This window comes from Achromobacter pulmonis (assembly GCF_021733725.1).
GTDB lineage: Bacteria > Pseudomonadota > Gammaproteobacteria > Burkholderiales > Burkholderiaceae_B > Achromobacter > Achromobacter pulmonis.
This window is the reverse complement of the sequence record NZ_JAIFOT010000001.1, coordinates 1299902-1326014: the sequence shown is the minus strand read 5'-3', so window position 1 is coordinate 1326014 and position 26113 is coordinate 1299902. Positions and strand designations below refer to the sequence as shown.

General features: G+C 69.0%; 23 protein-coding genes and 1 riboswitch. Of the genes, 14 read left to right on the top strand and 9 right to left on the bottom strand.

Annotated elements, in window-relative coordinates:
- Positions 1-20 precede the first annotated feature (20 nt).
- From K2W61_RS06055 to K2W61_RS06030, 6 genes are all read left to right on the top strand, one after another.
- Positions 21-1058 (top strand): carbon-nitrogen hydrolase family protein, encoded by a 1038-nt coding sequence (locus tag K2W61_RS06055; protein WP_175131883.1) that lies wholly within the window; start codon positions 21-23, stop codon positions 1056-1058.
- Between the two features lie 81 nt (positions 1059-1139).
- On the top strand, positions 1140-1901 hold the full coding sequence (locus K2W61_RS06050) for a GntR family transcriptional regulator (RefSeq protein ID WP_175131882.1): 762 nt from the start codon (positions 1140-1142) through the stop codon (positions 1899-1901).
- Positions 1894-2781 carry an alpha/beta hydrolase gene (locus K2W61_RS06045; protein WP_175131881.1) on the top strand — a complete coding sequence of 296 codons (888 nt, stop codon included), beginning with the start codon at positions 1894-1896 and terminating at the stop codon, positions 2779-2781. The genes K2W61_RS06050 and K2W61_RS06045 overlap by 8 nt, the downstream gene beginning before the upstream one ends.
- A gap of 11 nt (positions 2782-2792) precedes the next feature.
- Positions 2793-3707: a LysR family transcriptional regulator gene (locus K2W61_RS06040; RefSeq protein WP_175131880.1), complete on the top strand. Its 915-nt coding sequence runs from the start codon at positions 2793-2795 to the stop codon at positions 3705-3707.
- A gap of 206 nt (positions 3708-3913) precedes the next feature.
- The gene (locus tag K2W61_RS06035; RefSeq protein WP_175131879.1) at positions 3914-4906 is read left to right on the top strand and encodes a Bug family tripartite tricarboxylate transporter substrate binding protein; all 993 of its coding nucleotides are present in this window, start codon (positions 3914-3916) and stop codon (positions 4904-4906) included.
- 102 nt (positions 4907-5008) lie between these two features.
- Complete coding sequence (locus K2W61_RS06030; RefSeq protein ID WP_236755196.1) at positions 5009-5953, top strand: M14 family metallopeptidase; 945 nt, start codon at positions 5009-5011, stop codon at positions 5951-5953.
- 66 nt (positions 5954-6019) lie between these two features.
- Here the strand turns inward: K2W61_RS06030 and K2W61_RS06025 are convergent, their stop codons facing one another.
- Genes K2W61_RS06025 through K2W61_RS06015 form a run of 3 tightly spaced genes read right to left on the bottom strand, consistent with a single transcriptional unit; the run spans position 6020 to position 9076 of the window.
- Positions 6020-6541 (bottom strand): lipocalin family protein, encoded by a 522-nt coding sequence (locus tag K2W61_RS06025; protein ID WP_175131877.1) that lies wholly within the window; start codon positions 6539-6541, stop codon positions 6020-6022.
- Between the two features lie 38 nt (positions 6542-6579).
- Entirely contained in the window at positions 6580-8151 is a 1572-nt protein-coding gene (gshA, locus tag K2W61_RS06020) for a glutamate--cysteine ligase (RefSeq protein WP_236755195.1), read from the bottom strand.
- 31 nt (positions 8152-8182) lie between these two features.
- Positions 8183-9076: an alpha/beta hydrolase gene (locus K2W61_RS06015; protein ID WP_175140197.1), complete on the bottom strand. Its 894-nt coding sequence runs from the start codon at positions 9074-9076 to the stop codon at positions 8183-8185.
- Positions 9077-9136: 60 nt separating this feature from the next.
- Between K2W61_RS06015 and K2W61_RS06010 the strand changes: the two genes are divergently transcribed.
- Entirely contained in the window at positions 9137-9676 is a 540-nt protein-coding gene (locus K2W61_RS06010; RefSeq protein ID WP_175131874.1) for a hypothetical protein, read from the top strand.
- Here K2W61_RS06010 and K2W61_RS06005 read toward each other — a convergent pair.
- Positions 9666-9911 carry a helix-turn-helix domain-containing protein gene (locus tag K2W61_RS06005; RefSeq protein WP_175131873.1) on the bottom strand — a complete coding sequence of 82 codons (246 nt, stop codon included), beginning with the start codon at positions 9909-9911 and terminating at the stop codon, positions 9666-9668. The genes K2W61_RS06010 and K2W61_RS06005 overlap by 11 nt on opposite strands.
- 117 nt (positions 9912-10028) lie before the next feature.
- Between K2W61_RS06005 and K2W61_RS06000 the strand changes: the two genes are divergently transcribed.
- From K2W61_RS06000 to K2W61_RS05990, 3 genes are all read left to right on the top strand, one after another.
- Positions 10029-10928, top strand: a complete 900-nt coding sequence (locus K2W61_RS06000) for an AEC family transporter (RefSeq protein WP_175131872.1) — start codon at positions 10029-10031, stop codon at positions 10926-10928.
- Between the two features lie 466 nt (positions 10929-11394).
- Positions 11395-12888: a hypothetical protein gene (locus K2W61_RS05995; protein WP_236755194.1), complete on the top strand. Its 1494-nt coding sequence runs from the start codon at positions 11395-11397 to the stop codon at positions 12886-12888.
- 14 nt (positions 12889-12902) lie between these two features.
- Entirely contained in the window at positions 12903-16976 is a 4074-nt protein-coding gene (locus K2W61_RS05990; protein WP_236755193.1) for an Ig domain-containing protein, read from the top strand.
- Positions 16977-17057: 81 nt separating this feature from the next.
- Here the strand turns inward: K2W61_RS05990 and K2W61_RS05985 are convergent, their stop codons facing one another.
- The 5 genes from K2W61_RS05985 to K2W61_RS05965 all read right to left on the bottom strand — a co-directional run bounded on the left by K2W61_RS05985 (position 17058) and on the right by K2W61_RS05965 (position 21753).
- Entirely contained in the window at positions 17058-18065 is a 1008-nt protein-coding gene (locus tag K2W61_RS05985; protein WP_175131869.1) for an Ldh family oxidoreductase, read from the bottom strand.
- 30 nt (positions 18066-18095) lie between these two features.
- Positions 18096-19031, bottom strand: a complete 936-nt coding sequence (locus K2W61_RS05980) for a hydroxyacid dehydrogenase (protein ID WP_175131868.1) — start codon at positions 19029-19031, stop codon at positions 18096-18098.
- A 15-nt stretch (positions 19032-19046) separates the two neighbouring features.
- Positions 19047-20060: a Bug family tripartite tricarboxylate transporter substrate binding protein gene (locus tag K2W61_RS05975; RefSeq protein ID WP_175131867.1), complete on the bottom strand. Its 1014-nt coding sequence runs from the start codon at positions 20058-20060 to the stop codon at positions 19047-19049.
- 204 nt (positions 20061-20264) lie between these two features.
- The gene (locus K2W61_RS05970) at positions 20265-21440 is read right to left on the bottom strand and encodes a UxaA family hydrolase (RefSeq protein WP_236755192.1); all 1176 of its coding nucleotides are present in this window, start codon (positions 21438-21440) and stop codon (positions 20265-20267) included.
- A 31-nt stretch (positions 21441-21471) separates the two neighbouring features.
- Positions 21472-21753: a UxaA family hydrolase gene (locus K2W61_RS05965; protein WP_049070913.1), complete on the bottom strand. Its 282-nt coding sequence runs from the start codon at positions 21751-21753 to the stop codon at positions 21472-21474.
- Positions 21754-21935: 182 nt separating this feature from the next.
- Here K2W61_RS05965 and K2W61_RS05960 point away from each other — a divergent pair, with 182 nt between their 5' ends.
- The 4 genes from K2W61_RS05960 (at position 21936) to K2W61_RS05945 (ending at position 26078) form a co-directional block, all read left to right on the top strand.
- The gene (locus tag K2W61_RS05960) at positions 21936-22691 is read left to right on the top strand and encodes a GntR family transcriptional regulator (protein ID WP_175131865.1); all 756 of its coding nucleotides are present in this window, start codon (positions 21936-21938) and stop codon (positions 22689-22691) included.
- Between the two features lie 89 nt (positions 22692-22780).
- Positions 22781-22862, top strand: a riboswitch (SAM riboswitch).
- Positions 22852-24117: a homoserine O-succinyltransferase MetX gene (metX, locus tag K2W61_RS05955; protein WP_175140191.1), complete on the top strand. Its 1266-nt coding sequence runs from the start codon at positions 22852-22854 to the stop codon at positions 24115-24117. (Overlaps the previous riboswitch by 11 nt.)
- Positions 24114-24728, top strand: a complete 615-nt coding sequence (gene metW / locus K2W61_RS05950) for a methionine biosynthesis protein MetW (RefSeq protein ID WP_175131863.1) — start codon at positions 24114-24116, stop codon at positions 24726-24728. Before metX ends, metW begins: the two co-directional genes overlap by 4 nt.
- Before the next feature lie 102 nt (positions 24729-24830).
- Positions 24831-26078, top strand: coding sequence for a muropeptide transporter (locus tag K2W61_RS05945; protein ID WP_175131979.1), 1248 nt, complete (start codon positions 24831-24833; stop codon positions 26076-26078).
- The last annotated feature ends 35 nt before the right edge of the window (positions 26079-26113 follow it).

Genomic DNA, 26113 nt, shown 5'->3' with positions numbered 1-26113 from the left:
CGTATCTGGGAGCCATACGCATGTTGAACCTGCCCGTCTTCAAGGCCGCTGCCGTCCAGGCGGCCCCGGTGTTCCTGGACACCGACGCCACCGTCGACAAGACCTGTGCGCTGATCGCCGAGGCCGCCGGCCACGGCGCCACCCTGGTGGCCTTTCCCGAGGTGTTTGTTTCGGCCTATCCCTACTGGAGCTGGGTCATGAACCCGGTGCAGGGCAGTCCGTGGTTCGAGAAGCTCTGCAAGAGCGCAATCGAACTGCCCGGGCCGGAGATCCGCCGCATCGCGCAGGCCGCGCGCCAGCACCGCGTCAACGTGGTGGTGGGCGTGAACGAGCGCAGCCGCCATGGCGTGGGCACGATCTACAACACCATGGTCTTCATCAACGACGAGGGCCGCATCCTCGGCCGCCACCGCAAGCTGGTGCCGACCTGGGCCGAAAAGCTGACCTGGGCCCACGGCGACGGCGAATCGCTGCGCGTCTATGACACCTCGGTCGGCAAGCTCGGCGGCCTGGCCTGCGGCGAGAACACCAACACGCTGGCGCGCTTCGCGCTGCTGGCGCAGGGCGAAATGGTGCACGTCGCCAGCTATATCTCGCTGCCGGTGGCGCCGCCCGACTACGACATGGCCGAGGCCATCCGCCTGCGGGCGGCGGCGCACTCGTTCGAGGGCAAGGTGTTCACGGTGGTGTCCTGCTCCACCATTTCCACCGAAATCCAGGACGCCATCAGCGCCAGCCATCCGGAGGCGCGCGAAATGCTGGCGCGCCGCAACAGCGCGTTTTCGGGGATATTGGGGCCGGACGGCCGCGTGATCGGCGAGCCGCTGATCGACGACGAAGGCATCGTCTATGCCGATATCGACCTGTCGCGCTGCATCCAGCCGCGCCAGATGCACGACATCGTCGGCCACTACAACCGTTTCGATGTGTTCGACCTGCGCGTGAACCGGCGGCCGCTGCAGGCGGCGCGCTATGACGACCTGGCCGACTCGGGCGCGGCCGACCTGGATGGCGGCTTCGAACCCTTGCCCGAGGCGCCGCGTGAGGCGCGCGGGTGAGGGCGGCCGGGCCGCGGGTAGAATGGGCCGCCTGAGCGCCCGCCGGCCCCGGCCCCAGGCCGCTGACATCTGGAGAGTACGTTGAAGCCAAGAATCAAAGCTTCCCGCCAGGACGAGCCCGGCGCCGACGGGAGCGCCGAGGTCGAGGAAATCACGCTGTCCGAGCAGGTCTACCGCCTGCTGCGGCGCGACATCATGAGCGGCGCGTTCGCGCCCGGCCAGTCGTTGCGCCTGGAGTTGCTCAAGCAACGCTATGGCAGCAGTTTCTCGCCGATCCGCGAGGCGCTGAACCGCCTGCGCAGCGAACGCATGGTGATCACCACCACCTCGCGCGGCTTTCGCATCGCGCCGCTATCGGTCGAGGAAATGTGGGATGCCTGCGAAACCCGCATCCTGATCGATTGCGATGCCTTGCGGCGCTCGCTGGCCAACGCCGACGACGCCTGGGAGGCGCGCCTGGTCGGCGCCTACCACGCGCTGACGCGGGCCGCGCAGCGCGCCAGCGAAGCCGTGCCGCCCAGCCAGGAGCTGGAAGACTCGCTGGAAGCGCGCCATCTGGATTTCCATCACGCGCTGATCGGCGCCTGCCGCTCGCACTGGCTGCTGGACCTGTCCACGCAGCTGTATGCGCAGACCGAGCGCTACCGGCGCCCGGCGCGCGCCGGCGCCACCGCCTATGGCCCCGAACGCAATGTCGACGACGAGCACCGCCAACTGCTGGAGGCGGCGCTGTCGCGCGATGCCGAGCGCTCGGTGGCGATGCTGGCGGCGCACTATCGCAAGACCGCGCAATTCATCGAACACATCATTTCCCAGGACGACAGGCAGGCCATTCATGCGTGACTCGGTTATCGATCTCTTTTTCCCCACCATCGCCGAGCGCGAGGTGCAATACAACGCTCGCGAGTCAGTGGCGGATTTCGACGCCTGCGTGCGCCGCTACGCCGAATCGGCCGCCGCGGTGAAATCGCGCCGCCCGGGCCTGCTGGACCTGCGCTACGGCATGGGCGAGGACGAGCGGCTGGACCTGTTCCTGCCCGCCGCCAGCCGCGCGCCGGCGCCGCTGTTCGTGTTCATCCACGGCGGCTATTGGCGCGCGCAGCGCAAGGAAGACGCGCCGGTCATGGCCGAAGCCTTCAACGCGGCCGGCGCGGCCGTGGCGGTGCCGGAATACACCCTGGCGCCCGAGGCGACCCTGCCCGAAGTGGTGCGCGAAATGCGTTCGGCGCTGGCCTGGCTGTACCGCAACGCCGCCACCTACGGCATCGACCCCGACCGCATTTATGTTGGCGGCAGCTCCGCCGGCGGCCATCTGGCGGGGATGCTGGCCGCGCCCGGCTGGCCGGCCCGCTACGGGGTGCCGGACGACATCGTCAAGGGCACGCTGGCGCTGAGCGGCCTGTTCGACCTGCGGCCGCTGTGCGACATCCTGCCCAATACCTGGCTGCAGCTGACGCCGGACCAGGCGGCGCGTCACAGCCCGATCTTCAACCTGCCCGAGCGCGCGGGCCCGATGCTGCTCGCGGTGGGTGGCCTGGAGACGCAGGGTTTCAAGAACCAGACCGAGGCGTTCGAGCGGGCCTGGACCGGCGCGGGCCTGCAAGCCACGCGCGTCCCCACGCCGCATTGCAATCACTTCGACCTGGTGAACGAACTGGAGGACCCGGCCAGCGATCTGACCCGCGCCACGCTGGCGATGATGGGCCTGGCGCCGCAGCCGTAAGCGGGCGCGTCATGGCCGACCTGAAGCTGCTCGAAGACCTGATCGCGCTGGCGCAGAGCGGCAGTTTCGTGCGCGCCGCCGAGGCGCGGCACGTGACGCACCCCGCGTTCGGCCGCCGCATCCGCGCCCTGGAGGCCTGGGCCGGCGCGCCGCTGGTGGACCGCCAGCGCGTGCCGGTCACGCTGACCGCCGAAGGCGAGGCGCTGCTCAAGACCGCCACCCAGGTGGTCGAGCAGATGGGCTTGGTGCGCCACCGGATCCGCAGTTCCGGCGCGGGCGGCGAAGCGGTGCTGCGCATTGCCACCGGCCGCAGCCTGGCGCGCACCCTGGTGGCCGACTGGATCGCGCGCCTGCGGCATCGCGCGCCCAAGGTGTTGACCGAGGGCACCCAGCTGGAAATCTCCACGGGCAAGATGGAAGACATGGCGGTGCGGCTGGAGCAGGGCAAGGTCGACCTGCTTTGCTGCTACGAGCATCCGGCCCTGTCGATGCCGCTCAATCCGGTGCGCTACCGCTACATGACGCTGGGCACCGACAAGCTGGTGCCGGTGAGCCAGGCCGATGGCCGCGGTCGCGCCCGTTACGTGTTGGGCGAAGGCGGCCATCCGGTGCCGCTCATCACCTACGCCGGCGGCTTGTCGATGGAACGCATCCTCGGCGATCGGCTCGAATCCACGCCCTATGCGCTGGTGCCGTTTGTGCGCAGTGATTCGCTCGACGCCGCCCATGGCGCGGCGGCCAAGGGGCTGGGCGTGGCCTGGCTGCCGTGGTCGATGGTGGCGGCCGATTGCCGCCGTGGCACCCTGGTATCGCTGGGCGGACGCAGCGACGAAATCGCTTTCGAAGTGCGCCTGTACCGCTCGCGGGCGCGCCTGGCGGACGTGGCCGAGGCGGCCTGGGAAGCCACCGCCAACCGCAAGGCCTAGGGCCTGGGCGAGGCGTCTTTCAGGGAGGCTGCCGCGGGCCGCCCGGCGTACGGGCGAACATCGTGAAGCTTGCCTCCTGCCAACCCAATCAGCACTGGAATGTGCTGATTTGGCACATTATGGCCCGGCAGCGCGCCGCAGAATGTCTTCCGACATTTCAAACGAGACGGCGCCGCCGTCCACGACAGCACCCCAGGGAGAAACTCATGATTTCCATTACGCATCCGCTACGCGGCGCGTTGGCCGCGCTCTGCGCCGCGTCGACGCTGGCCATCGCCGCGCCGGCCGGCGCCGCCGGCTACCCCGATCATCCGATTTCGCTGGTCGTCGGTTATCCCGCCGGCGGCAGCGTCGACCTGACTGCGCGCCTGTTCGGCGAGGAACTGGCCAAGCGCCTGGGCCAGAGCGTGGTGATCGAGAACGCCGGCGGCGCCGGCGGCACCATCGGCGCGCAGCGGGTGGCCCGGGCCGCACCGGATGGCTACACGCTGCTGCTGGGCGCGACCAATGAGATGGTCATCGCCCGCATGATCAACAGCGCCGTGAAGTACGACGGCGCCAAGGATTTCACCGCGCTGGGCGTGATCGCGTCCCAGCCCATGCTGTTGGCGGCCAGCAAGCAGTCGGGCGTCAAGAACGCGGCCGACTATCTGCAGAAGCTGCGCGCCGCGGCGCCGGGCACCTTCAATTACGGCTCATCCGGCGTGGGCACGTCGCTGCATCTGGCCGGCGAAATGGTCAACCAGTCCACCGCCACGCGCGCCGAGCATGTCCCGTACCGCGGCGTGTCGCCGCTGGTGACCGACCTGATGAGCGGACAGCTGGACTTCGGCATGCTGGTGCTGTCATCCGGCCTGCCGCAGGTCCGTGGCGGCAATATCGTGGCGGTGGGCGTGACGCAGAAGCAGCGCTCGCCGGTGGCGCCGGACATCCCCGCGCTGGCCGAGACTCCGGGCTTCGAAGCGGTCGATGTCAGCGTGTCGTTCTCGCTGTATGGCCCGGCCGGCCTGCCGGAACCGGTGGCATCGAAGCTGCGCGCGGCGCTGGCCGACACGCTCAAGTCTGAACAATTCCGCACCAAGATGCAGGAGGCCGGCGGCGTGCTGGCGCAAGTGGGCGTGGATCCGGTGGCCTACCAGGCCGAGGAAGCGCGCAAGTACGGCGCGCTGGTCAAGGCCGCCAGGATCGAGGCGCAGTAGCGCGCATCCGGGCCGGACGGCGACGGCCGCCCCTTGGCGGCCGTCGCCGTGTCCGGCTACACGTTTTCCATCATCCTTTTCCGCAGCAACGCAGGCAACACCATGGATTTCACGCTTCCCGTTCCCGACCTCGCCGCCGAGCGCCTGGGCAATACCGACACACCGGGCGTCTGGCATTTCGATTCGGGCTTGCCGGGCCGCGCCCTGATGCTGTCGGCGCTGGTGCACGGCAACGAACTATGCGGCGCCTGGGCGCTCAAGGATCTGCTGGCGGCGGGGCTGCGGCCGCGGCGTGGGCGCCTGACATTGGCCTTTTGCAACCTGCCGGCGTTCGACCGTTTCGATCTGGCGCGCCACGACGCCTCGCGTTTCGTGGACGAGGATATGAACCGTGTCTGGAGCGCCGAGCGGCTGGACAATCCCACCAGCAGCGATCGCCGGCGCGCGGCGCAATTGCGGCCCTGGGTCGAGCGCGCCGACTGGCTGCTGGACCTGCATTCCATGCATGAACCGGGCGCACCCCTGCTGCTGACCGGTGTGCTGCCGCGCAATATTGCGCTGGCGCGACGCCTGAAGGCGCCGCAGCACGTGATCGTGGACGCCGGCCACAAGGACGGCGTGCGCATGCGCGACTATGGCCGCTTCGGCGATGCATCGAACGACGACGCCTGCGCGTTGTTGATCGAATGCGGGTTTCATGGCGATCCAGCCGCGCGCGGTGTGGCGCGCGACATGGTGGCGCGCATGTTGGTCGAGTCGGGCGTGATCGATGCGGACGATGTGCCGGCCGGCTGGCGGCAGCCGGACGCGGCCACGCAGCGCGTGCTGGAAGTCACCGACGCGGTGGTGGCGCCGTCGATGGACCTGCGCTTCTCGCAACCCTGGCAGGGCCTGGAAACGCTGGAGAAGGCGGGGTCGGAGATCGGCCGCGCCGACGGCCGGGCGATCGTCACGCCCTATGACAATTGCACCCTGGTGATGCCGTCGCTGCGCCAGCTCAAGCCGGGCGTGACGGTGGTGCGGCTGGCGCGTGCCTACGCGGGCTGAAGGCGCGCACAGCGCACGGCGAGCGCGGCGCCGCGGTCGTCGACCGCGGGCGGCGCCCCGAGGCCGTCACTGCTGCGGCGTATAGCGCAGCTCGTCGAGCTGATAGCCTTGCGCGGTCGCGGCCGCCAGGGCGCGGTCCAGGTCTTCCTTGGGCAACTGCGGCGAGCGTGACAGGATCCACAGGTACTTGCGGTTGGGCGTGCCGACCACGGCCCAACGGTAATCCGGATCGAGTCCGATGATCCAATAGTCGCCTTTGAACGGCTTGAAGAACGACACTTCGAGCTTGGCGTTGTTGCTGCCTTCGACCACGGTGGCGGTGCCCGAGGCCGAGTCGATGTCGCCGTCCTTGGTGCGGCAGCGGTTGTTCACCCCGACGGTGCCGTCCGGGTGTTGCGTGTACTCGGCGGTGGTGTCGCCCACGCAGTTGCGCTGGAAGAACATCGGAAAATTGGCGATCTCGTACCACTTGCCGGCATAGCGCTTCAGGTCGACCGATGCCACGGTCTGCATGGGCGGCGGCGCGGCGTGGGAGATCCCGGCCGCGCCGGCGGCCAGGGCCAGCAGTAATGTTGCAATGCGGCGCATGGGGAAAGCCTCCTGATCCAAAACCCTAACAATACGCCTTATTTGCGCGGGGCCTTCAGGGCGGCGTGATAGCGGGCGACGTAGGTGTCGAAGTCGACGTCATCGGACTGCTCGATGCGCAATTGTTCGGCGCTGGAATCGAGCGCGGCCTGGCGGTACTCGGCCGCGACCGCTGCGGCCAGCGGCTCGGCGCGCAGGGCCTGCGCATGGCCCCGGCTCTGGCGCAGCGAATAGTCGTGGAACGATTCGCCGCTGTCGCTCAGCGCGGCCAGCAGGCGCGCCGACGGCGTGGCGTCGGGCTGGCCGAGCTTGGCGCGCTGCACGGCCAGGCTGTCGGCGTAGGCGCTGCCGCCCAGGGCCGCGTCGTACAGGGCGGCATAGGGCGCGATCTGGTCCAGCAGTTCCTGGCCCCATTGCGCCAGGCCGATGGCCTGGCCGTCGCGGTTCAGCTGCAGGCCGGGCTTGCGGCCTTCCTTGACCACGGTGGCGAAGTTGTCGGCGCTGCGTTGACAGTAGCCGTTGGCGGGGAAGAACGGGCTGTCGGCGGCGGCGCAGAACAGCAGAAAGGCGTCAACGAAGCGGCTGGTGTCGGCGTCGATGCCCACGGGCGAATCGGGGTTGATGTCCAGGCAGCGCACTTCCACGTACTGCACGCCGCGCTCGGCCAGCGCGGTGATCGGGCGTTCGCAGCGGCCGGTGGCGCGCTTGGGGCGGATGCTGGAGTAGTACTCGTTTTCGATCTGCAGCACGTTGGTGTTGAGCTGGATCCATTCGCCGTTGCGATGCGTGCCGATCTTCTGGTAGTCGGGCCAGGGCTGCGTGACCGCGTCGTACAGGCGGCCCAGGAACGTGTCGAGGTCGTTGTAGCAGAGCTTGAGCTGTGATTGGGCCTTGTTCTGGTAGCCCAGGTCGCTCATGCGCAGGCTGGTGGCATGGGGCAGGTACAGGGTGTGGTCGCCCAGCCGCTGCAGGCCGTGTTCGCCATCGCGCAGGAAGTCGCGCGCCAGCGCGGGCGCGGCGCCGAACAGGTACATCAGCAGCCAGGAGTAGCGCGTGAAGTTGCGGATCAGGCCGATGTAGCCGCGCGAGCGCCGCTCCTGGTCGGTGCCGGGCTGGGTGTCGAGCACCTGCCACAGCGCCTCGGGCAGCGAGAAGTTGTAATGCACGCCGGCAATGCACTGCATGGTCTTGCCGTAGCGCTCGGCCAGGCCGCGGCGATAGACATGCTTGAGCATGCCGGTGTTGGACGTGCCGTACCAGGCGATGGGAATGTCGGCCTCGGCCGGCAGGGTGGCCGGCATCGACTGGTTCCAGATCAGTTCGTGGTCCAGCACGCTGTAGACGTGGCGGTGGGTGGCGGTCAGCTCGGCCAGCAGGGCGTCGACGTTGTCGTGGGTGCCGGTGATCAGTTCGAGCAGGGATTCCGAATAGTCGGTGGTGACGTGTTCGTTGGTCAGCGCGGAGCCGAGCCCGGCCGGGTGCGGCGTGCGGGCCAGGATGCCTTGCTCATCGACGCGCAGGCCTTCTTTTTCGATGCCTCGCAGGGTCTGGGCCAGGAGCGCGCGGTTGGCTTCCAGGCGGGAGAGGCGTTGGGCGGCGGTATCAGTCACGGAATCTTCTCGGAGGGGTCGTCGCCGGATTTTACGGGGTGCTGGCCTCCTCTGCCGAGGGAGCCAGTACTGGAGACAGGGACAATTGTGCGGCGGTGCGCGCCAGCCATTCGTCCAGGTCGGCGTAGACCGGGTCGGCGATGGGGGCGGTTTCGTTGAAAATCTCGTGCCAGGCGGTGTCGTACCAGCGCAATGTCAGCAATTCGGCCGGGGCCCGCTGGGCGAACTGGCGGCTGCCTTCGGCTGCCACGATCGAGTCGTCGCCGGCCACCATCAGCAGGGTGCGACAGGGCAGCAGGTGCGCCTCGCGCAGCGATTCGCGGCCACCTTCGTCGACGAAACGGGCCAGCCGGCCGGTCATGCTGCGGCGCACCAGCGGGTCGGACCGGTACGCCTTGACCACGGCCCGGTCATGCGAGATGCGGGCCGGCGCCAGGCCGTGGGGGACCCGCAGGTCGGGCGCGTGCAGCGACATCCAGGTCAGGGTGCGGCGCACCCAGGGCGGCACATTGACCACAAACGGGGGCGAACTGAGCACCAGGGCGTCGATGGGCGCCAGCTGCCGCAGCGCGAGCCGCACCGACACCAGGGCGCCCAGGCTGTGGCCCAGCAGGATGGGCGGACGGCCCTGGGCGCTGCTCCAGGCGGCCAGGCGGGCAGCGGCGTCGGTCACCAGGTCTTCCTGGTGCGCCAGGGTGGCCGGGCGTCCACCCGAGCGGCCATGGCCGCGGTGGTCATGCGCGCCCACGGTCCAGCCGCGGGCGGCCAGCCAGCGCGCCAGCCGGTCGTAGCGCCCGGCATGCTCGCTCAGGCCGTGCAGCAGGTAGATGCTGGGCGTGCCCGGGCCGACTACCGGCGGGGGCACATTCGGGGCGGCGGGCCAGACATAATTGGCCAGGGGCGTGCCGTCGGGCGCTGGGGTCATCGAAATCGGCGACAATTTGGGGCTGTCCTCGAAATGAAAAGACCGTGGGTCTTTACGGTAATGACGATTTCATCGCTGTTTCGTTTCATGTTCAAGAAAGCCGGCGTAATTCTTGCGCTGGCGCTGCTGGTCAGCGCCTGTTCGCCGCGTTACAACTGGCGCGAGGTCGATGTGGCCGACGGCCACGCGCGGGCGGCTTTCCCGAACCGGGTGCAGACCGAGACCCGTAAATTGCGGCTGGATACCCATACGCTGGATTTCACCCTGGCCAGCGCGACCGTTGGCGAGGCGGTGTTCGCCATCGGCTCGGCGCCGCTGCCGCCCGAGATCGCCGCCGATCCGGTAGCCCGCCAGGCGCTGGGCGTGGCGCTGATGCGCTCGTTGTACGTCAACATGCAGGCGCCGCCGCCCACCGCATGGCCGCCCTACGGGCAGGACATCGACGTGCAGGGCAAGGCCATGGGCAAGCCCGGCTGGCTGCGGGCGCGGGTGTGGATCACCGACACCATGCTGATCGAGGCGGTGGCGGCGGGCACCGAGGCCAGCCTGCCCGAGGAGCGGGCGCGTGAATTCCTGAGGTCGGTCGTGGTCAAGCCGTGACCGGATGCAGCAGTCCGCGCCTGATGGCCGTCGCCACCGCGGCGCGCCGGCCCCGCACCTGCAGCTTGCGGCAGGCGTTGCGCAGGTGGAAGTTGACGGTGCTTTCGCTGATGTCGAGGATGCGGGCGGTTTCCCAACTGGTCTTGCCGATGGCGCTCCAGTGCAGCGAGGCCGATTCTCGCGGCGACAGCCGGACGACGGCGGGCGGAGGGGCGAAAGCGGATTTGGCGGACATGGCGGATTCGGCGCGAAGTGGCTGGCAAAGACAACCCATGCTCCGATCGGCGGCGCGCGGCCGACAAGCGCCGATGCCGGCACGTATCTCACTTTGAATCTCTGATGGAATAAACGGATGCTGGCCATCGTGCAGTTCTATTTGTCGGCCATCGTATTGATGTTGCCGCTGCTGTCCTGCGTCGGCATTGGCGTGTTCTGGGGCAAGCGCGACCTGCCGTTCGGCGGCGCCTTCATCACCACGCTGGTGACGTCGGTGACCACGCCGGCGCTGGTGTTCCACACCTTCGTCACCACGCGTCTGGACGACCGCGCGCTGGCCGACGTGGCGGCCGCCACGCTGCTGGCGTTATTGCTGTGCGCGCTGGCTTGCGCCGCGCTGCTCAAGCTGGGCCGCCTGCCGGTGCGCACGCTGCTGCCGACGGCGTTCCTGCCCAACGCCGGCAACCTCGGCCTGCCGATTTCGCAACTGGCGTTCGGCGATGCCGGCCTGTCCGTGGCGGTGGCGTTCTTCGCTGTCAACTCGTTTGTCATGCACACCATCGCGGTGCGGTTGTTGCCCGGGGTCAACACCAAGGGCAGCTGGAAAAGTCCCATCCTGTTGGCGTCGGTGGTGGCGGTCGCGATGCGGCTGCTGAATATTCCGGTGCCCGCCTGGCTGATCGAGACGGCCCGCATGCTGGGCGCGGTGACGGTGCCCCTGATGCTGCTGAGCCTGGGCCACGCGCTGGCGCTGATCCCCGCCAACGGCCTGCGCGATGGCGCCAAGGTGGCGCTGATGCGGTTGGTGACCGGCCTGGCCGCGGGCCTGGCGATTGTCTGGGTCCTGAACCTGGAACCGGTGCTGGCCGGCGCCCTGACCTTGCAGATGGCCATGCCCTGCGCGGTGGTCAGCTACATGTACGCCAAGCGCTACACCGCCATGGGCGATACCGCCGCGGGCGCCGTACTGGTGTCAACGGTGGTGTTCCTGCTGCTGGCGCCACTGATGCTCTGGTTCAGCCACGCCGGCATGTAGCACGGCCGTGGTCCTGCCGCCGCGCGGCGCCGGTCAACGGCGGCCGCGTTTTTTTGCGCCGCGCGCACGTCCGCCACGCGGGCGCAATGTCACGCACCGTGTCATTTCCTCGCCCGGTTTTCCGGCAATCGACGGCTGCGCATTCAGGCTGTCCGATTCTGGGCGGCATGCGCTTCTTTCACGCCCGGCCTTCAGATATTTTTCATAGCCAATTGGCCGTGATGGTCGATTCACTCACTTGGTTTGGTGTGTCGGACCCGAGGCGCATGGCGCCGCTTCCTGCTACCCAGAATCAACGCGTCACCTGTGATTCCCGGCTCCGGCGCCTCGCCGTGGCCGATGTTGGAAAACAATCAAAATGTCTCAACCTGTCCGTCCGCGGAAACCTCACCGGCCGTCGCGTGGCCCTGCAATCTCCGACTGCCGGCGGGCGGGGTTTCCATCCCGCCCGGTGCCTGTCCGCGGCATGTCGATGCTGTTGCTGGCGCTGGCCGCTGCCTGGTGCGTACCGGCATGGGCCGCGCTGCCAGACCTGCCCGCGCCGCAAGCTTCCGACAAGCGTGAACTCGAACGCGCCTTCGCGTCGTTCCTGCGGGAAGCGGCCCGGTCCGAGCAGGTGCGCCGCGATGCGCGCGGCAATCCGCTGATGGCCGCGGCCAGCGGCGCGCGCGCGGGCGCTTCGAGGCCCAGCCTGACCGTGCCCATGGGCGACAGCCGCCTGTCGCTGGCGCGGGACGCCTTCGCGCTGTCCACGCCCGATTCGCGTTTCCGCATCGGCGGCGGCGCCATGGACGATGCGCCGATCGGCCGCGTCGAATATTCCCACCTCATCACCGACCGTTTCGCGTTGGGCGCAAGCATGCAGGTGGGCCAGTACCAGCGCGAACTGATCGGCCGCGGCATCTTCGTCGATGCCAGCAAGCAGTATGAGTTCGATGCCGCCGTGTCGCTCATGAAGGGCCGGCCATCGTTCGATTTCGATTCCGGCAGCGCGCGCGTGCCGGTCACGCAGCTGGCTGGCGTGCTGGCCGCGCGCCGGCTGTTCGCGCCGGAATCGGGGGTGGGGCTGCAGTCGCTGGGCGCGTCCGCGTGGGGCGCGCGGGCCCGCAGCCCCAACGACCTTTCCAGCCGCACGGTGATCCAGGACTACGCCGACTACACCCGGCTGCTCTACGATCCGCGGCGCATCTCCACCGGCCGGTTGTACGGCGCCAGCCTGGACCTGCAATACGCGCCGTTCTCCTCGCTCGTGCTCAGCACTTCGCTGGGCATGGAGCACGAACGCTACCCGATGGGCGATGGCTCCGTCGAAAGCCGCCGCCGTCCCTACCTGTCGGGCGGGCTGAAGTTCGAGTTCTACAAGGACTACCTGCTGGACATGCGCGTGTCGAACGGCGTGTCGCGCGATTTCGTCGCCACCCTGGCTGGCGACAAGGCGCGCCTGTCGTTCGGCCTGTCGCGCGGCCGCGACGGCGCCCTGAACAGCAAGACGGTCATGGTCTACGTCGACCTGATGAAGCTGATCTCGCCCGCGCGCTACACGGCTGACGCCAGTTCACTGGCGATGCGCGAATCGTTGCGGCAATTCACGGGCGAGCGCCTGCTCGACAAGGCCGTTTCGCGTCCAGACCATATTCCGCAAACCTTCCTGGCCAAGGTCGATCGCACCGGCGTTCGGGAAGTCTTCGTCGAGAAGGCCGGCCTGCCGCCGGGCGCCACCGTCAGCGCCGACGGCCAGCGCCTGGTCGTGGCCGTGGGCAGCGGCGGCCTGACGCTGGACGCCGTGCAGAGAAACGGCGCCGTGCTGTCCGCGCCGCCGCAGTTCTCGGTCGCGCCGGCGCAACTCACGGTCGACTTGTTCACGCTGCCCGTTCCGGCGCAGATCGACGAGTACGTCGCGCGTGTCACCGACGCCACCATGGCCTCCTACAACGTCAAGATCACCGTGGGCCGTAAATGAACCGTCCGATGAAGATGTCCAAACCCCTCCAAGCGGCTTCCGAGCTGGTTTTCCACTGCCTCATCGGGGCGGGCTTTGTCCTGTCCGTGTCCAGCGCTGGCGCGGCGTTCGCCGCGTCGCGGCTCGACGTGGTCAATGTGGTGATCGAGCGGCTCAGCGCCACCCCGAATATGGTCTTCCGGGACCCGGCCCCGCTCGCGGTCCGGGTCGGGGGCGTGCTGGCCAACCCGGCAAGCAGCGACCAGCCCGCCAGCAAGGGCGCCATCAGCTACCTGTCGAGCGATCCGGCGATCGCGCGGGTTGCCGCCGATGGCTCGGTCGAAGCGGTCGCGCCCGGCACGGTCACCATTACCGCCGTCCAGGCTGCCGACCCACCCGCTTTCGAGGCGGGCACCGGCAGCTATCCGCTCAGCGTCATCGGCGGTTGGGCGGCTGTCACCGCCCTCACGTCGCGGACCTGGCTGGTCGATGAGCCCGTCGAGCCGTTCACGCCCGTGGGCGTTACCGGCGCCATCAACGGCCCGCTGCGCTACACCATCACGCCGGCGTTGCCCGCCGGGCTGACCTTTGCCGCCGATACCGGCGTGCTGTCGGGCAGCGCCACGGCCGAATCGCCCTTGACCGCCTATACCGTGCGGGTCAGCGACAGCGGCGCATCGGCGCCGCCGATCGAAGCGACATTCACGCTGGGCGTGGCGCCCGCGTTGCGGTTCGACGTCACGCATGGCGACATGACGGCGCTGGCGAACACCCCCTTCACCGGAACGGCGCCGCTGACCGTCGCGGGCGGGGTCGGCACACTGCGCTATGCCATTACCCCGGCGTTGCCGGCTGGCCTGACCATGGACCCGGACACCGGGGCCATCAGCGGTACCCCGGCGGCCGTTTCGGCCGCGGCCAGCTATACCGTCACCGTCACCGACGGCGCCTCGCCCGCCCACACGATCACTGGCAGTTTCACGCTGGCCGTCAATGGCATGCTCGCGGCGACGCCGGTGGCGGCGAACCAGGACGTCGTGGCCGGCGATGCCATCGACTTCCACCCGGTGACGGCCGCCGGCGGCGTCGGCAGCCTGCATTACGCGGTATCGCCCACGCTGCCCGCTGGCCTGCGTCTGGATGCGGCCACCGGCGCCATCACGGGCACGGCCACGACGGCCTCGCCCGCCACCACCTACACCGTCACCGTCGCGGACGACGCCTCGCCCGCCCACACCACCACCGGCAGTTTCACGCTGGCCGTCAATGGCATGCTTGAGGCGACGCCCGCGGTGGCGGACCGGAGCGTCATGGCCGGCGATGCCGTCGACTTCCACCCGGTGACGGCCGCCGGTGGCGTCGGCAACCTGCATTACGCGGTATCCCCCACGCTGCCCGCTGGCCTGCGCCTGGATGCGGCCACGGGCGCCATCACCGGCACGGCCACGACCGCCTCGGCCGCCGCCACCTACACCGTCACCGTGACGGACGACGCTTCGCCCGCTCACACCACCACCGGCAGTTTCACGCTGGCCGTCAATGGCGTGCTCGCGACGACGCCTGCGGTGACGACCCAGAACGTCGTGGCCGGCGATGCCATCGACTTCCGTCCGGTGACGGCCACTGGCGGCGTGGGAGACTTGCATTACGCGGTATCGCCGACGCTGCCCGCTGGCCTGCGCCTGGATGTGGCCACCGGCGCCATCACGGGCACGGCCACGACGGCCTCGCCCGCCGCCACCTACACCGTCACCGTGACGGACGGGGCCTCACCCGCTCACACCACCACCGGCAGTTTCACGCTGGCCGTCAATGGCATGCTTGCGGCAACGCCCGCAGTGACGAACCAAAGCGTCATGGCTGGCGATGCCGTCGACTTCCGCCCGGTGACGGCCGCCGGCGGCATGGGCAACCTGCATTACGAGGTAACGCCCACATTGCCCGCCGGGCTGCGGATGGATGCGGCCACCGGCGCCATCACGGGCACGGCCACGACGGCCTCGCCCGCCGCCACCTACACCGTCACCGTGACGGACGGGGCCTCGCCCGCTCACACCACCACCGGCAGTTTCACGCTGGCCGTCAATGGCGTGCTCGCGGCGACGTCCGCGGTGACGACCCAAAACGTCGTGGCCGGCGACGCCGTCGATTTTCGCCCGTTGACGGCCGCCGGCGGCGTCGGCGACCTGCATTACGCGGTATCGCCGACGCTGCCCGCTGGCCTGCAGTTGGATGCGGCCACCGGCGCCATCACGGGCACGGCCACGACGGCCTCGCCCGCCGCCACCTACACCGTCACCGTGACCGACGACGCCACGCCCCGGCATTCGATCAACGCCAGCTTCTCGCTGGGCATCGCCGAGAGCCTGTCGGCCACCAAGGCGGCGACTGTCGCGCAGGTCGTGGTCATGGGCGATACCGTTAGCATCACACCGGTGACAGCCGCCGGGGGCGCCGGCACGCTGCACTTCGGCGTGGCGCCGCCCCTGCCGGCCGGGCTGACGATGAACGCCACCACCGGCGCCATCACTGGCACACCGACGGCCGAATCGAAGGAAACCACGTACACCGTCACGGTCACCGACGACGCCGCGCATTCGGCCACCGCCACCTTCCCGCTGCAGGTCAATGTGGGCCTGACGTCGAATTTATTCAACGCGGCCGAGACGCACCGCGTCACGGACCCGGTGGACTACACGCCGGCCAACACCTTCGGTGGGGTGCCGCCATATCAGTTCTCGGTGACGCCGGCGCTGCCCGCGGGCCTGTCCATGGACGCGGCCACCGGTAACATCAAGGGGGTCGCGACCGCGCCGTCTCCGTACACCACCTACACGTACACCGTGTTGGATAGCGCCACGCCAACGCCCCATTCGGCGAGCGGCAGCTTCTCGCTGGAGATCGCGGCGGCGCTCGCCGCGACGGTCCAGGCGCAGACGATATCCGTGCTTGCCACGGACACGGTCAATGTGACACCGGTCAAGGCTGAGGGCGGCCTTGGGTTGCATCACTTCAGCGTGCAACCCGACCTGCCCGCCGGTCTCAAGATGGATGCCTTGAGCGGCACTATCGAAAGCGTTGCCGGGACCCCCATAGAGGTGTCCGCCGCCCGCGAATACACCGTCACCGTTGTCGACAGCGCGGAGCCCCGCCAAACCGTGACTGGCCGATTCACCCTGGCGGTGGCCCCAGGCATCGTCGCCGCGCCCGCGGCCACGCCGTTGCCGCCGATGGCCCTCAATCAACCGCTGGCCGCCACCGGCAGTCCGGTGACGGTCTCCGGCGGGGTTGGGGCGTTCACGTATAGCGTGAGCCCGCCATTGCCGGCCGGCCTGGCCATGGACCCGGCCACCGGCGTGATCTCCGGGACGCCGACCGCCGAGCAGATCGACGCCGATCCCGAGAAATACACCGTCACGGTCACCGACAGCGCCACGCCCGCGCACACGGCCACCGCCCGGTTCGGTCTCGTGGTGTACGAGCCCGTGACGGCGACCGTCCTGGAGGCCAAAAAGACCTACATGCTCGGCGATGCCATCAGTTTCCAGCCCGTGAAAGGCACGGGCGCGGGCAACCGGCAGCTCAAGTACCGCATGAATGGCGGAGGCTTGCCGGCGGGAATGCAGATAGATCCCGATACCGGCGTCATCACCGGCACCGCGAACGAGGCGCTCGGAGAGGACACCTACAGCGTCGGGGTCTGGGACCCGGCGGTGGCAGGGGTGGTGGCCCAGGGCGGCTTTTTCAGCCTGGAGATCCGTCCAGCGCTTGAAGTGACGCTGACGACGGACGTTCTGGTCAGGTCCAACCAGGTTAATGACGTTTCCGCCGATGATTTCGCGACGGTGTCGGGCGGGGTCGGAAACGTCACCATCACCCTGAAGCCGGATGAATCCACGGACGCGACATTGATGAAGTACATCACGGTGTCGGACGGCGGCCCAACCGGCCGCGATGCGATCAAGGTCGTGGTGGCCCGGCATCCGGAAACGGTTACCGACCCCACCGCGCACATCGTCGGGTTCTTCGAGCTGACGGCCACCGATGCGGCGGGGCACCAGATCATCGAGGAGTTCCAGGTCGACTGGGTTGGCTTGATGGAGGGCTGACGCGGCCAATCCCTAGCGCCCCCGGGGCCGGCCACGACGCGCCTGGCGCGTCGCGGTCGGGCGGTGGCGTGCGGCCAGCGCTTACGCCGCGCCCGCCATCGCGCGTAGTTGTGCCATCAGCGCATCGGGAATCTCCACGCCATGCTTGAGCGCCTCGTCACGCAGTTTGCGACGGCGGTCGCCGGGCAGGCGCACGCCGTCGTCTTCCAGCATCGCTTCCACCAGGGTCTCGACCCGCTCCAGGTAAGCGTCGTCGCCGGCCAGCGCGCCAGGGTCGATGGCCATGAAGGCCTGGCCCAGCCGCGCCGGGCCGCCTGCATCGACGAAGAACGACTCCGTCTCGAAACCGAATTGTGAGCCGGTCAGGGCGCACGCCAGCAGTTCAATGATCAGCGCCAGCATCGCGCCCTTGACGCCGCCGGCCGGCAGCATGCTGCCGGCCAGTCCGGCCTTGGGGTCGGTGGTGGGCTGGCCATCGGCGTCCAGCGCCCAGCCCAGCGGAATCGGCTGGTTGTCGCGCGCGGCGATCATGAGCTTGCCGCGCGCCACCTGCGACAAGGACAGGTCGATGACGATGCGGCCGCCGCCGCGCCGGGGGAACACGGCGGCGATCGGGTTGGTGCCGAACAGCGGGCGTTTGCCGCCCCAGGCCGGCATGGCGGCGGGCGAATTGCTCAGCGCCAGCGCGACCAGGCCGGCGTCGGCCAGGGCTTCCAGGTGATAGCCGGCCTCGCCGAAGTGGTGGCTGTTGGCCACCCCGATGAAGGCCACGCCCTGCTCGCGCGCGCGGCGGCCGGCCTCGGCCACCGCCAGGGCGCAGGCCGGGAACGCCAGGCCCGAGCCGGCGTCGATCAGCGCCGCGCCGCCGCGCTCGCGCACGATGCGCGGCACGGCGCTACCGATGGCGCGGCCGGTGCGCAGGTGGCCGGCATAGAACGGCACGCGCGACAGGCCATGCGAGCTCAGGCCCTGGCTTTCGGCGAAGACCAGCGCGCGGGCGGTGCTATCGGCCATGGCTGGGTTGGCGCCCGCGGCGGCCAGGCCTGCCGCGGCCAGGTGTTGCAGTTCGTCCAGATAAATGTGAGTCATATCCTTCCCGTCAGCGAGGCGCGCCGCGTTTTATTCGGCGCCGCCGGTAAGCGCTATTGTCACCCCGGCGGCCACCATATCGGAAACCCGGGTGTTGGCTTCCTGAGTCAGGCCAGCAATGTGCGGGGTCAGGATCAGGTTGGGAGCGCCGGCCAGCGCGCCGCCGGCGGGCAGGGGTTCCTGTTCGAACACGTCCAGCGCCGCGCCGCGCAACTGGCCGGCGCGCAGCGCCGCCGCCAGCGCGGCCTCGTCGACGATGCCGCCGCGCGCCGTGTTGATCAGTACCGCGCCCGGCCGCATGGCGGCGATACGGTCGGCGTCCAGCAGATGCCGGGTGGCGGCGGTCAGCGGCACATGCAGGGTGACGGCGTCGGCCTGGGCCAGCAGCTCGTCCAGTTCCAGCCGCGTGGCCCCGGTCTCGGCCCAGGCCGGGTGGGTCGCCGGCAGCGCCGCGTCGCAGGCGACCACGCGCATGCCCAGGCCGGCGGCCAGCCGCGCGGTCAACTGGCCGATGCCGCCAAAGCCCACCACGCCCAGGGTGCGGCCGTGCGCCTCCAGCCCTTGCGACAGGACCGTGCGCGGCCACTGGCCGGCGGCCACTTCGGCGCTGGCGGCATACGCGCTGCGCAGTAGCGCGAGCAGCGTGCCGATGACGTATTCGGCCACCGCGCGCGCGTTGGCGCCGGTGGCTGGCACCACCTGGATGCCGCGCGCCGCGCAGCCGGGCAGGTCGATGTTGTCCAGCCCCACGCCCAGCCGGCCAACCGCCCGCAGGCGCGGCGCGGCCGCCAGCAGCGCCGCGTCCACCTGGCTGCGGTTGCGCACGATGAGGGCGTCGGCCGCGCTGGCCGCCCGCAGCAGGTCGTCGCGCCGTTCCACCAGGTCGGGGGCGTAGCGCACGTCGAAACGCTGCCGCAAGGCATCGACGGCGGGCGCGTCCATGAACTCCGAGATAAGCACATGCATGGGTCGGCTCCGGCGTCAGGCGATCTGGATGTTGGCGTCGCGGATGATCTTGGCCCAGCGGTCCACCTCGGTGCGCAGGTAGCTGCCGAATTCCGCCGGTCCGCGCGGCTGTGGCACAAAGCCCAGTTGTGTCAGCGCCTGCTTCATGGCGGGTTGCGAGACCTGCTTGACGATGGCATCGCCGATGCGCTGCACGAGTTCCGGCGGCGTGTTGGCCGGCGCCATGACCCCGGTGAAATTCTCCACGATCAGGTCGGGCAGGCCGGCCTGCGCCACCGTCGGCACGTCGGGCAGGTCGGCGCTGCGGGCGCGCGTGGTAATGGCCAGAGCGCGCAGCGAGCCGTTCTTCACGTGCGCCAGCGATTCGGGGTAATTGGAGAAGACCACGTCCAGGTGGCCGCCGATGAGGTCGGTCAGCGACGGCGCGCCGCCTTTGTAAGGCACGTGCATCAACTGGACGCCGGTCAGCTTCTGGTAGAGCGCCAGCGTCAGGTGCGGCGGCGTGCCGTTGCCGCTGGAGCCGGCCGCCAGCGGCTTGGCGGCGGCCGCGCGTGCCAGGTCCGCCATGGTCTTGATGGGGCTCTTGGCGTTGACCACCACCATGATGGGCGAAGACGCCAGCCCGGCCAGCGGCACCAGGTCGCGGGTCAGGTCGTAGCCTGCCTTGCCGGCGAACAGCGTGGCATTGGCGGCATGCGACAGGGTGATCGCCAGCCAGGTGTAGCCATCGGGCGCGGCGTGCGACACATGCGCCGCGCCGATGTTGGCGCTGCCGCCGGGGCGGTTCTCGATCACGATGTTCCAGCTTTCGGCATCGTTCAAGGCCTTGCCTACCTGGCGCGCGGCCACGTCGGTCAGGCCGCCGGGCGGGAACGGCACCACATAGCTGATGGGCCGGTCCGGCCAGGCGCCTTTCTGCGCCAGCGCCCGTTGCCATGGGGTCAGCGCACAGAGGCCGGCCGCGCCGAGCGTGGCCAGTACGCGGCGGCGCTGGGCGTCGTCGATAGGGGGGTGTTGCTCGCGATTCATCTGTCTTCCTCCTTGGGGGTGGCGCCCGGGTAGGAATGCTTACGCCTGTGCTGCCGTGGCGGCTTGCGCCCGGGTCTGCATGCTTTTGTGCGTGTGCTCCGAGGGAACTGCGGTGCTGCGGGAATGCCGTCCGTACGGCATGGACGGCGGTTGGCGCGCGGCGCGGCCGGGGTTGCGGCGCAACCCGGCCGCGCCGGTGCGCCGTCAGGCGCTTTCGAAGATGCGGGTCAGGACGAATTCGCGGTGGCCCAGGGCTTCGGCCGCGGTCCAGCGGCCGTTGGCGGTGGCCAGCATGGATTCGAGCAGCTCGTCGCCAGCCTGGTTCAGGTCGATCTCGCGCTGCAGCAGGCCGCTGGTGTCGACGTCGATGTGTTCCGACATGGTGCGCACCGTGCGCGGGTTGGCGCAGATCTTGATGACCGGCAGGATCGGGTTGCCGATGACGTTGCCCTGGCCGGTGGGAAAGAAGTGCACCGCGTAGCCGGAGGCCGCGCACAGCGTCACCATCTCGGCCGCGGCTGAGGACGAATCCATGAACCACAGACCCGGGCCGTCGGGGATCTCGGCCTTGTCCAGCACGCCGTCGACGCGGCACTGCTTGCCGATCTTCTGGATGTTGCCCAGCGCCTTTTCCTCGATGGTGGTCAGGCCGCCGGCGATGTTGCCCTTGGTGGGTTGCGATTCGGACAGGTCGCTGGTCTTCCAGCGGTCGATCATGGCCTGGTAGCGGTCGAACATGAACATGAAGCGCTCGCGCACCGCGTCGTTGGCGCAGCGCGCCGCGACGATGTGCTCGCCGCCGGTCAGTTCCGAGGTTTCGCCGAACACCAGGGTCGAGCCCAGCGCGTAGAGCTTGTCGAAGGCGTTGCCCACGGTCGGGTTGGCGCCGCAGCCGGAGGTGGTGTCGGACTCGCCGCATTTGGTCGAGACCCACAGGTCCGAGATCGGACACGTGCTGCGGGTCAGGGCGGTGGCGTAGTGCACGAACTCCTTGGCGCAGCGCGAGGCCCGCATGATGGTGTCGTGGTCGCCATGCAGTTCGATGCTGAAGCCCATGACCGGCTTGCCGGTGGCGGCGATGCCGTCGACCACGCGCTTGGTCCAGCCTTCCTCGATGCCGATCACCACCACCGCCGCCACGTTGGGGTTGCAGCCGGTGCCGATGAGCGTGCGGAAGTGCAGTTCCAGGTCCTCGCCGAATTGCAGGCGGCCGTAGGGGTGGGGCAGGGCCAGGGTGCCCTTGATGTTGTTGGCCACGGCCTCGGCCGCGGCGTTGGAGATGTCGTCCACGGGCAGCACGATGACGTGGTTGCGCACGCCGACCCGGCCGTTGTCGCGGCGGTAGCCCTGGAAGGTGGTCTGAGCATTGATGACGGACATGATGGTTTCCTGTGTGGGCGAAGGGAGCGGCTTACCAGCGCTTGGTCTTGATGTTGTGCACATGGGCGTGCTGGCCGGCCTGGATCGGCGCCACCACGCGGCCGATGTCCACGCCGTACTTGTAGACCGTGTCGCCCACGGCCATGTCCTTCATCGCCACCTTGTGGCCGATGGGGATGTCCTGCGAGGCCCGCACATGGACGATCTTGTCCTCGTCCATGATCCAGGCATTGAGCTCCGTTCCGGCGGTCAGGCCTTCCACCACGGCGACCGCCACCGTGTCCTTGGCATCGTGCAATACGGCGTGAATCATCGTCTTCCTCTCCTGGGTGAGCGCCGCGGCGGACTGCCGCGGGCGCTTCGGATCACAACGTCCGGCAAATCTTAGGGCCGGCTTTTTTCCATGTCAACTAAATCATATATATGAATTGAATGACTTGAGAAGGTGCCGCGCGCGCCGCTACACTGGAGGTCCTGATTTATTGCGATGCACCCATGAACACCAGCCTGTCATCGACTGTGCCTTTGGGCAGTCCCTTGTACGAGCAGGTCAAGCTGGCCGTGCTTGCCGCGCTGGCGCAAGGCGAGTGGAAGCAGGGCGAGGCGATTCCGCCGGAGAAGCACCTGGCCGAGCGTTTCGGCGTGTCGATCGGCACGCTGCGCAAGGCGATCGACGAACTGGCCGCCGAGAACATCCTGGTGCGGCACCAGGGCCGCGGCACCTATGTGGCGGCGCACACCCGCAACCACCACTTCTTCAAGTTCTTCCGCATCCTGCGCCAGGATGGCCACAAGTCGTACCCGACCACCGAGCTGCTGCGTTTTCGCCGCGTCAAGGCCTCGGCCGAGGCCCGCGACAAGCTCGGCCTGGCCGCGGGCGCCTACGTGTTCGAATTCCTCAACATGCTGTCGCTCAACGGCGACGTGGTGATGGTCGACGACATCTGCCTGCCGGAATCGCGCTTTCCGGGCATGACCGAAGCGCACCTGCGCGAGCGCGCCAGCACGCTGTATGCGCTTTACCAGGATGTGTTCGGCGTCAACGTCATCGCCACCGACGAACGCCTGCGCACCTGCCTGGCGGACCGTGCCCACGCGCGCTGGCTGGGCGTGGCCGAAGGCGCGGCGTTGCTAGAGATCCGCCGCGTGGCCTATTCGTACAACCGTCAGCCGGTCGAATGGCGCATCTCGCGCGTCAACACCGGGCGCTATGAATACCTCGGCCATGAGCCCTGGGAGGCGGGCGCCTGAGCCGGACCGGGCGCGGACCCGCTGCCCGCCGCCCGCCCAGCCGCTTGCCGACCCCGCCGCCAGCAGTGCTAGAATTCCTGCCGCACCACCCAATTTTCGGCGCCGATTTGCCTGATCCGCTTGCGGGCGCCTTCCAATAAATCCAGCTAAAGAGGTCCGTATGACCACTCCTGCCCAGAATTTGGCCGGTGATCCGGCCAGTGCCGCGCCCGCGAACCTGCCCGCCGCCATTGTTCGGTCCGATGCCGCTGATCCCGGTTCCGTCGGACCGGTCGCTCCCGTCTTCCTGCGTTTCGACGAGCCCTTGCCGCTGCTCAGCGGCCAGTCGCTGGCCAGCTACGAGCTGGCGGTCGAAACCTATGGCACGCTCAACGCCACCCGCAGCAACGCGGTGCTGATCTGCCACGCCCTGAATGCCTCGCACCACGTCGCGGGCCAGGCCGCGGACAACCCCGGCGACGTCGGCTGGTGGGACAACATGGTGGGCCCGGGCAAGCCGGTGGACACCAACGTGTTCTTCGTCATCGGCGTCAACAACCTGGGGTCGTGCTTCGGCTCGACCGGGCCGGCCAGCATCAACCCCGAGACCGGCAAGCCCTGGGGCGCGGCGTTTCCCGTGTTGACGGTGGAGGACTGGGTGCGGGCGCAGGCGCGGGTCGCGGACCATTTCGGCATCGAGCGCTTCGCCGCCGTGATGGGCGGCTCGCTGGGCGGCATGCAGGCCCTGAGCTGGGCCATCACGCTGCCCGAGCGCGTGGCCCACTGCGTGGTCATCGCCAGCACGCCGCGCCTGTCGGCGCAGAACATCGGCTTCAATGAGGTGGCGCGCCGCGCCATCATCACCGACCCGGATTTCCACGGCGGCGATTACTACGCGCAGGACACCGTGCCGCGCCGCGGCCTGTCGGTGGCGCGCATGATCGGCCATATCACGTACCTGTCCGACGACGACATGGCCGAGAAATTCGGCCGCGCCCAACGCGAGCCGGCCGCCGACGGCGCCTACCGCTATGGCTACGACGTTGAATTCGAGGTCGAGTCGTACCTGCGCTACCAGGGCGAGAAGTTCACGCGCTATTTCGACGCCAATACCTATCTGCTGATCACCCGCGCGCTGGATTATTTCGATCCGGCCCGCGAGACCGGCGGCGATCTGGCGCGCGCGCTGGCGCCGGCCAAGTCGGATTTCCTCTTGGTGTCGTTCACGACCGACTGGCGCTTTCCGCCGGAGCGCTCGCGCGAGATCGTGCGCGCCTTGCTCAAGAATTCCAGCCCCGTCACTTACGCCGAGATCGACGCGCCGCACGGGCACGATGCCTTCCTGCTGGACGATGCGCGCTACCATGCCGTGGTGCGCGGCTATTACGAGCGCATTGCCCGCGAATTGGGGCTGACCGCCGCTCAGACCGAAGGACGCTCCGCATGAATCCCGTGACTCCCCGTCCCGCCGTCAACACGCTGCGCCCCGACCTGGCGCGCATCGCCAGCTGGATCGAACCCGGCAGCCGGGTGCTGGACCTGGGGTGCGGCGACGGCGCGCTGCTGGCGCACCTGCGCGACCACCGCCAGGTGCGCGGCGCGGGCGTCGAACTGGACGACACCTGCGTCATCGCCTGCGTGCGGCGCGGCGTCGAGGTGATCCAACAGAACCTGGAAGACGGCCTGGCGCTGTTCGACGACAAGCAGTTCGACACCGTGGTGCTGTCGCAGACGCTGCAGTCCATGCACCGCACCGAGCACATCCTGCGCGAGATGGCGCGGGTGGCGCGCCATGGGGTGGTGTCGTTTCCCAATTTCGGCTACTGGCCGCATGGCTGGGCCATCCTGCGCGGCCGCATGCCGGTGACGGGCCAGATGCCCTACCAGTGGTACAACACGCCCAACATCCACCTGTGCACGTTGCGCGACTTCGAGCAACTGGCCGCCGAACTCGGCCTGCGCATCCTGGAGCGCGCCACCTTCAACGAAGGGCGCGAGATCAAGGTCTTTCCGAGCTGGCGCAGCACCCTGGCGGTGTACCGCTTCGCCTCGCCCTGATATTCTGAAACGCCGGCTGACGGCCTGGGTGGCAGCGCCTAAAATGCCGCAGGCCCGCCGCGCCCGGCCGCGCGTGGCGCCGGCCCGTTTCAGGAGACCGTCATTTTCTTTGCTTCCAATGTCTACACCAGTCGCCGCGTTGCGCCTCTGCTGGTCCTGGGGTTCGCCAGCGGATTGCCGCTGGCCCTGACCAGCGGCACCTTGCAGGCCTGGGCCACGGTGGCCGGCGTGCCGCTGCAGCAGATCGGTTTCCTGACCCTGGTGGGTTCGGCCTACACGCTCAAGTTTCTGTGGGCGCCGCTGGTGGACCGCTATGCGCCGCCGCTGCTTGGAAGGCGCCGGGGCTGGATGCTGGTGACGCAGGTGTTGCTGGGGCTGGCGATCATGGTCATGGGCACGATGTCGCCGTCGTCGGCCTTGCAGGGGCTGGCCCTGCTGGCGGTGCTGGTGGCGTTCCTGTCGGCCACCCAGGACATTGCCTTCGACGCCTATTGCACCGATGTGCTGCGCAAGGACGAACGCGGCGCCGGCGCGGCTATCAAGGTCATGGGCTACCGCGTGGCCATGATCGTCTCCGGCGGGCTGGCGCTGATCATGGCGGATCGATGGATCGGCTGGGGCTATACCTATGTGGTGATGGGGGGGCTGATGCTGCTGTGCGCGTTTGCGACGTTGTGGGCGCCCGAACCGGAGCAGCTGTCGCAGCCCCCGCGCAGCCTGGGCGAGGCGGTATCGGCGCCGTTGCAGGAATTCTTCACCCGGCGCGGCGCGCTGGCGATATTGTTGTTGATCGTGCTGTACAAGCTGGGCGACGCCTTTGCCGGCGCGCTCTCGACTACCTTCCTGATCCGCGGCGCGGGCTACACGCCCACCGAGGTCGGCGCGGTCAACAAGGTCATGGGCATGGCCGCGACCGTCATTGGCGCCCTGGCCGGCGGCCTCGTCATGTCGCGCTGGAGCCTGTACCGCTCGCTGATGGTCTTCGGGCTGCTGCAGGCGGTGTCCAACCTGGGCTACTGGCTGATCTCGGTCAGTCCCAAGAACATCTGGCTGATGGGCGCGGCGGTCGGGCTGGAAAACCTGTGCGGCGGCCTGGGCACGGCGGCCTTCGTCGGGCTCTTGATGGCCCTGTGCCGCCAGCGCTTCTCGGCCACGCAGTTCGCGCTGCTGTCCGCGCTATCGGCGGTTGGCCGCACCTACCTGGCCGGGCCGCTGACGCCGCCCCTGGTCGAGCACCTGGGCTGGCCCGGGTTCTTCCTGGTGACGGTGGCGATCGCCTTGCCGGGCCTGCTGCTGCTGCACGCGATGCGCGGCCGCATCGAGGCCATGATCCAGAACGGCGACGGCTGACGCCGGGGCCGCCTGGGCCCGGCGCCCGCCTTCGC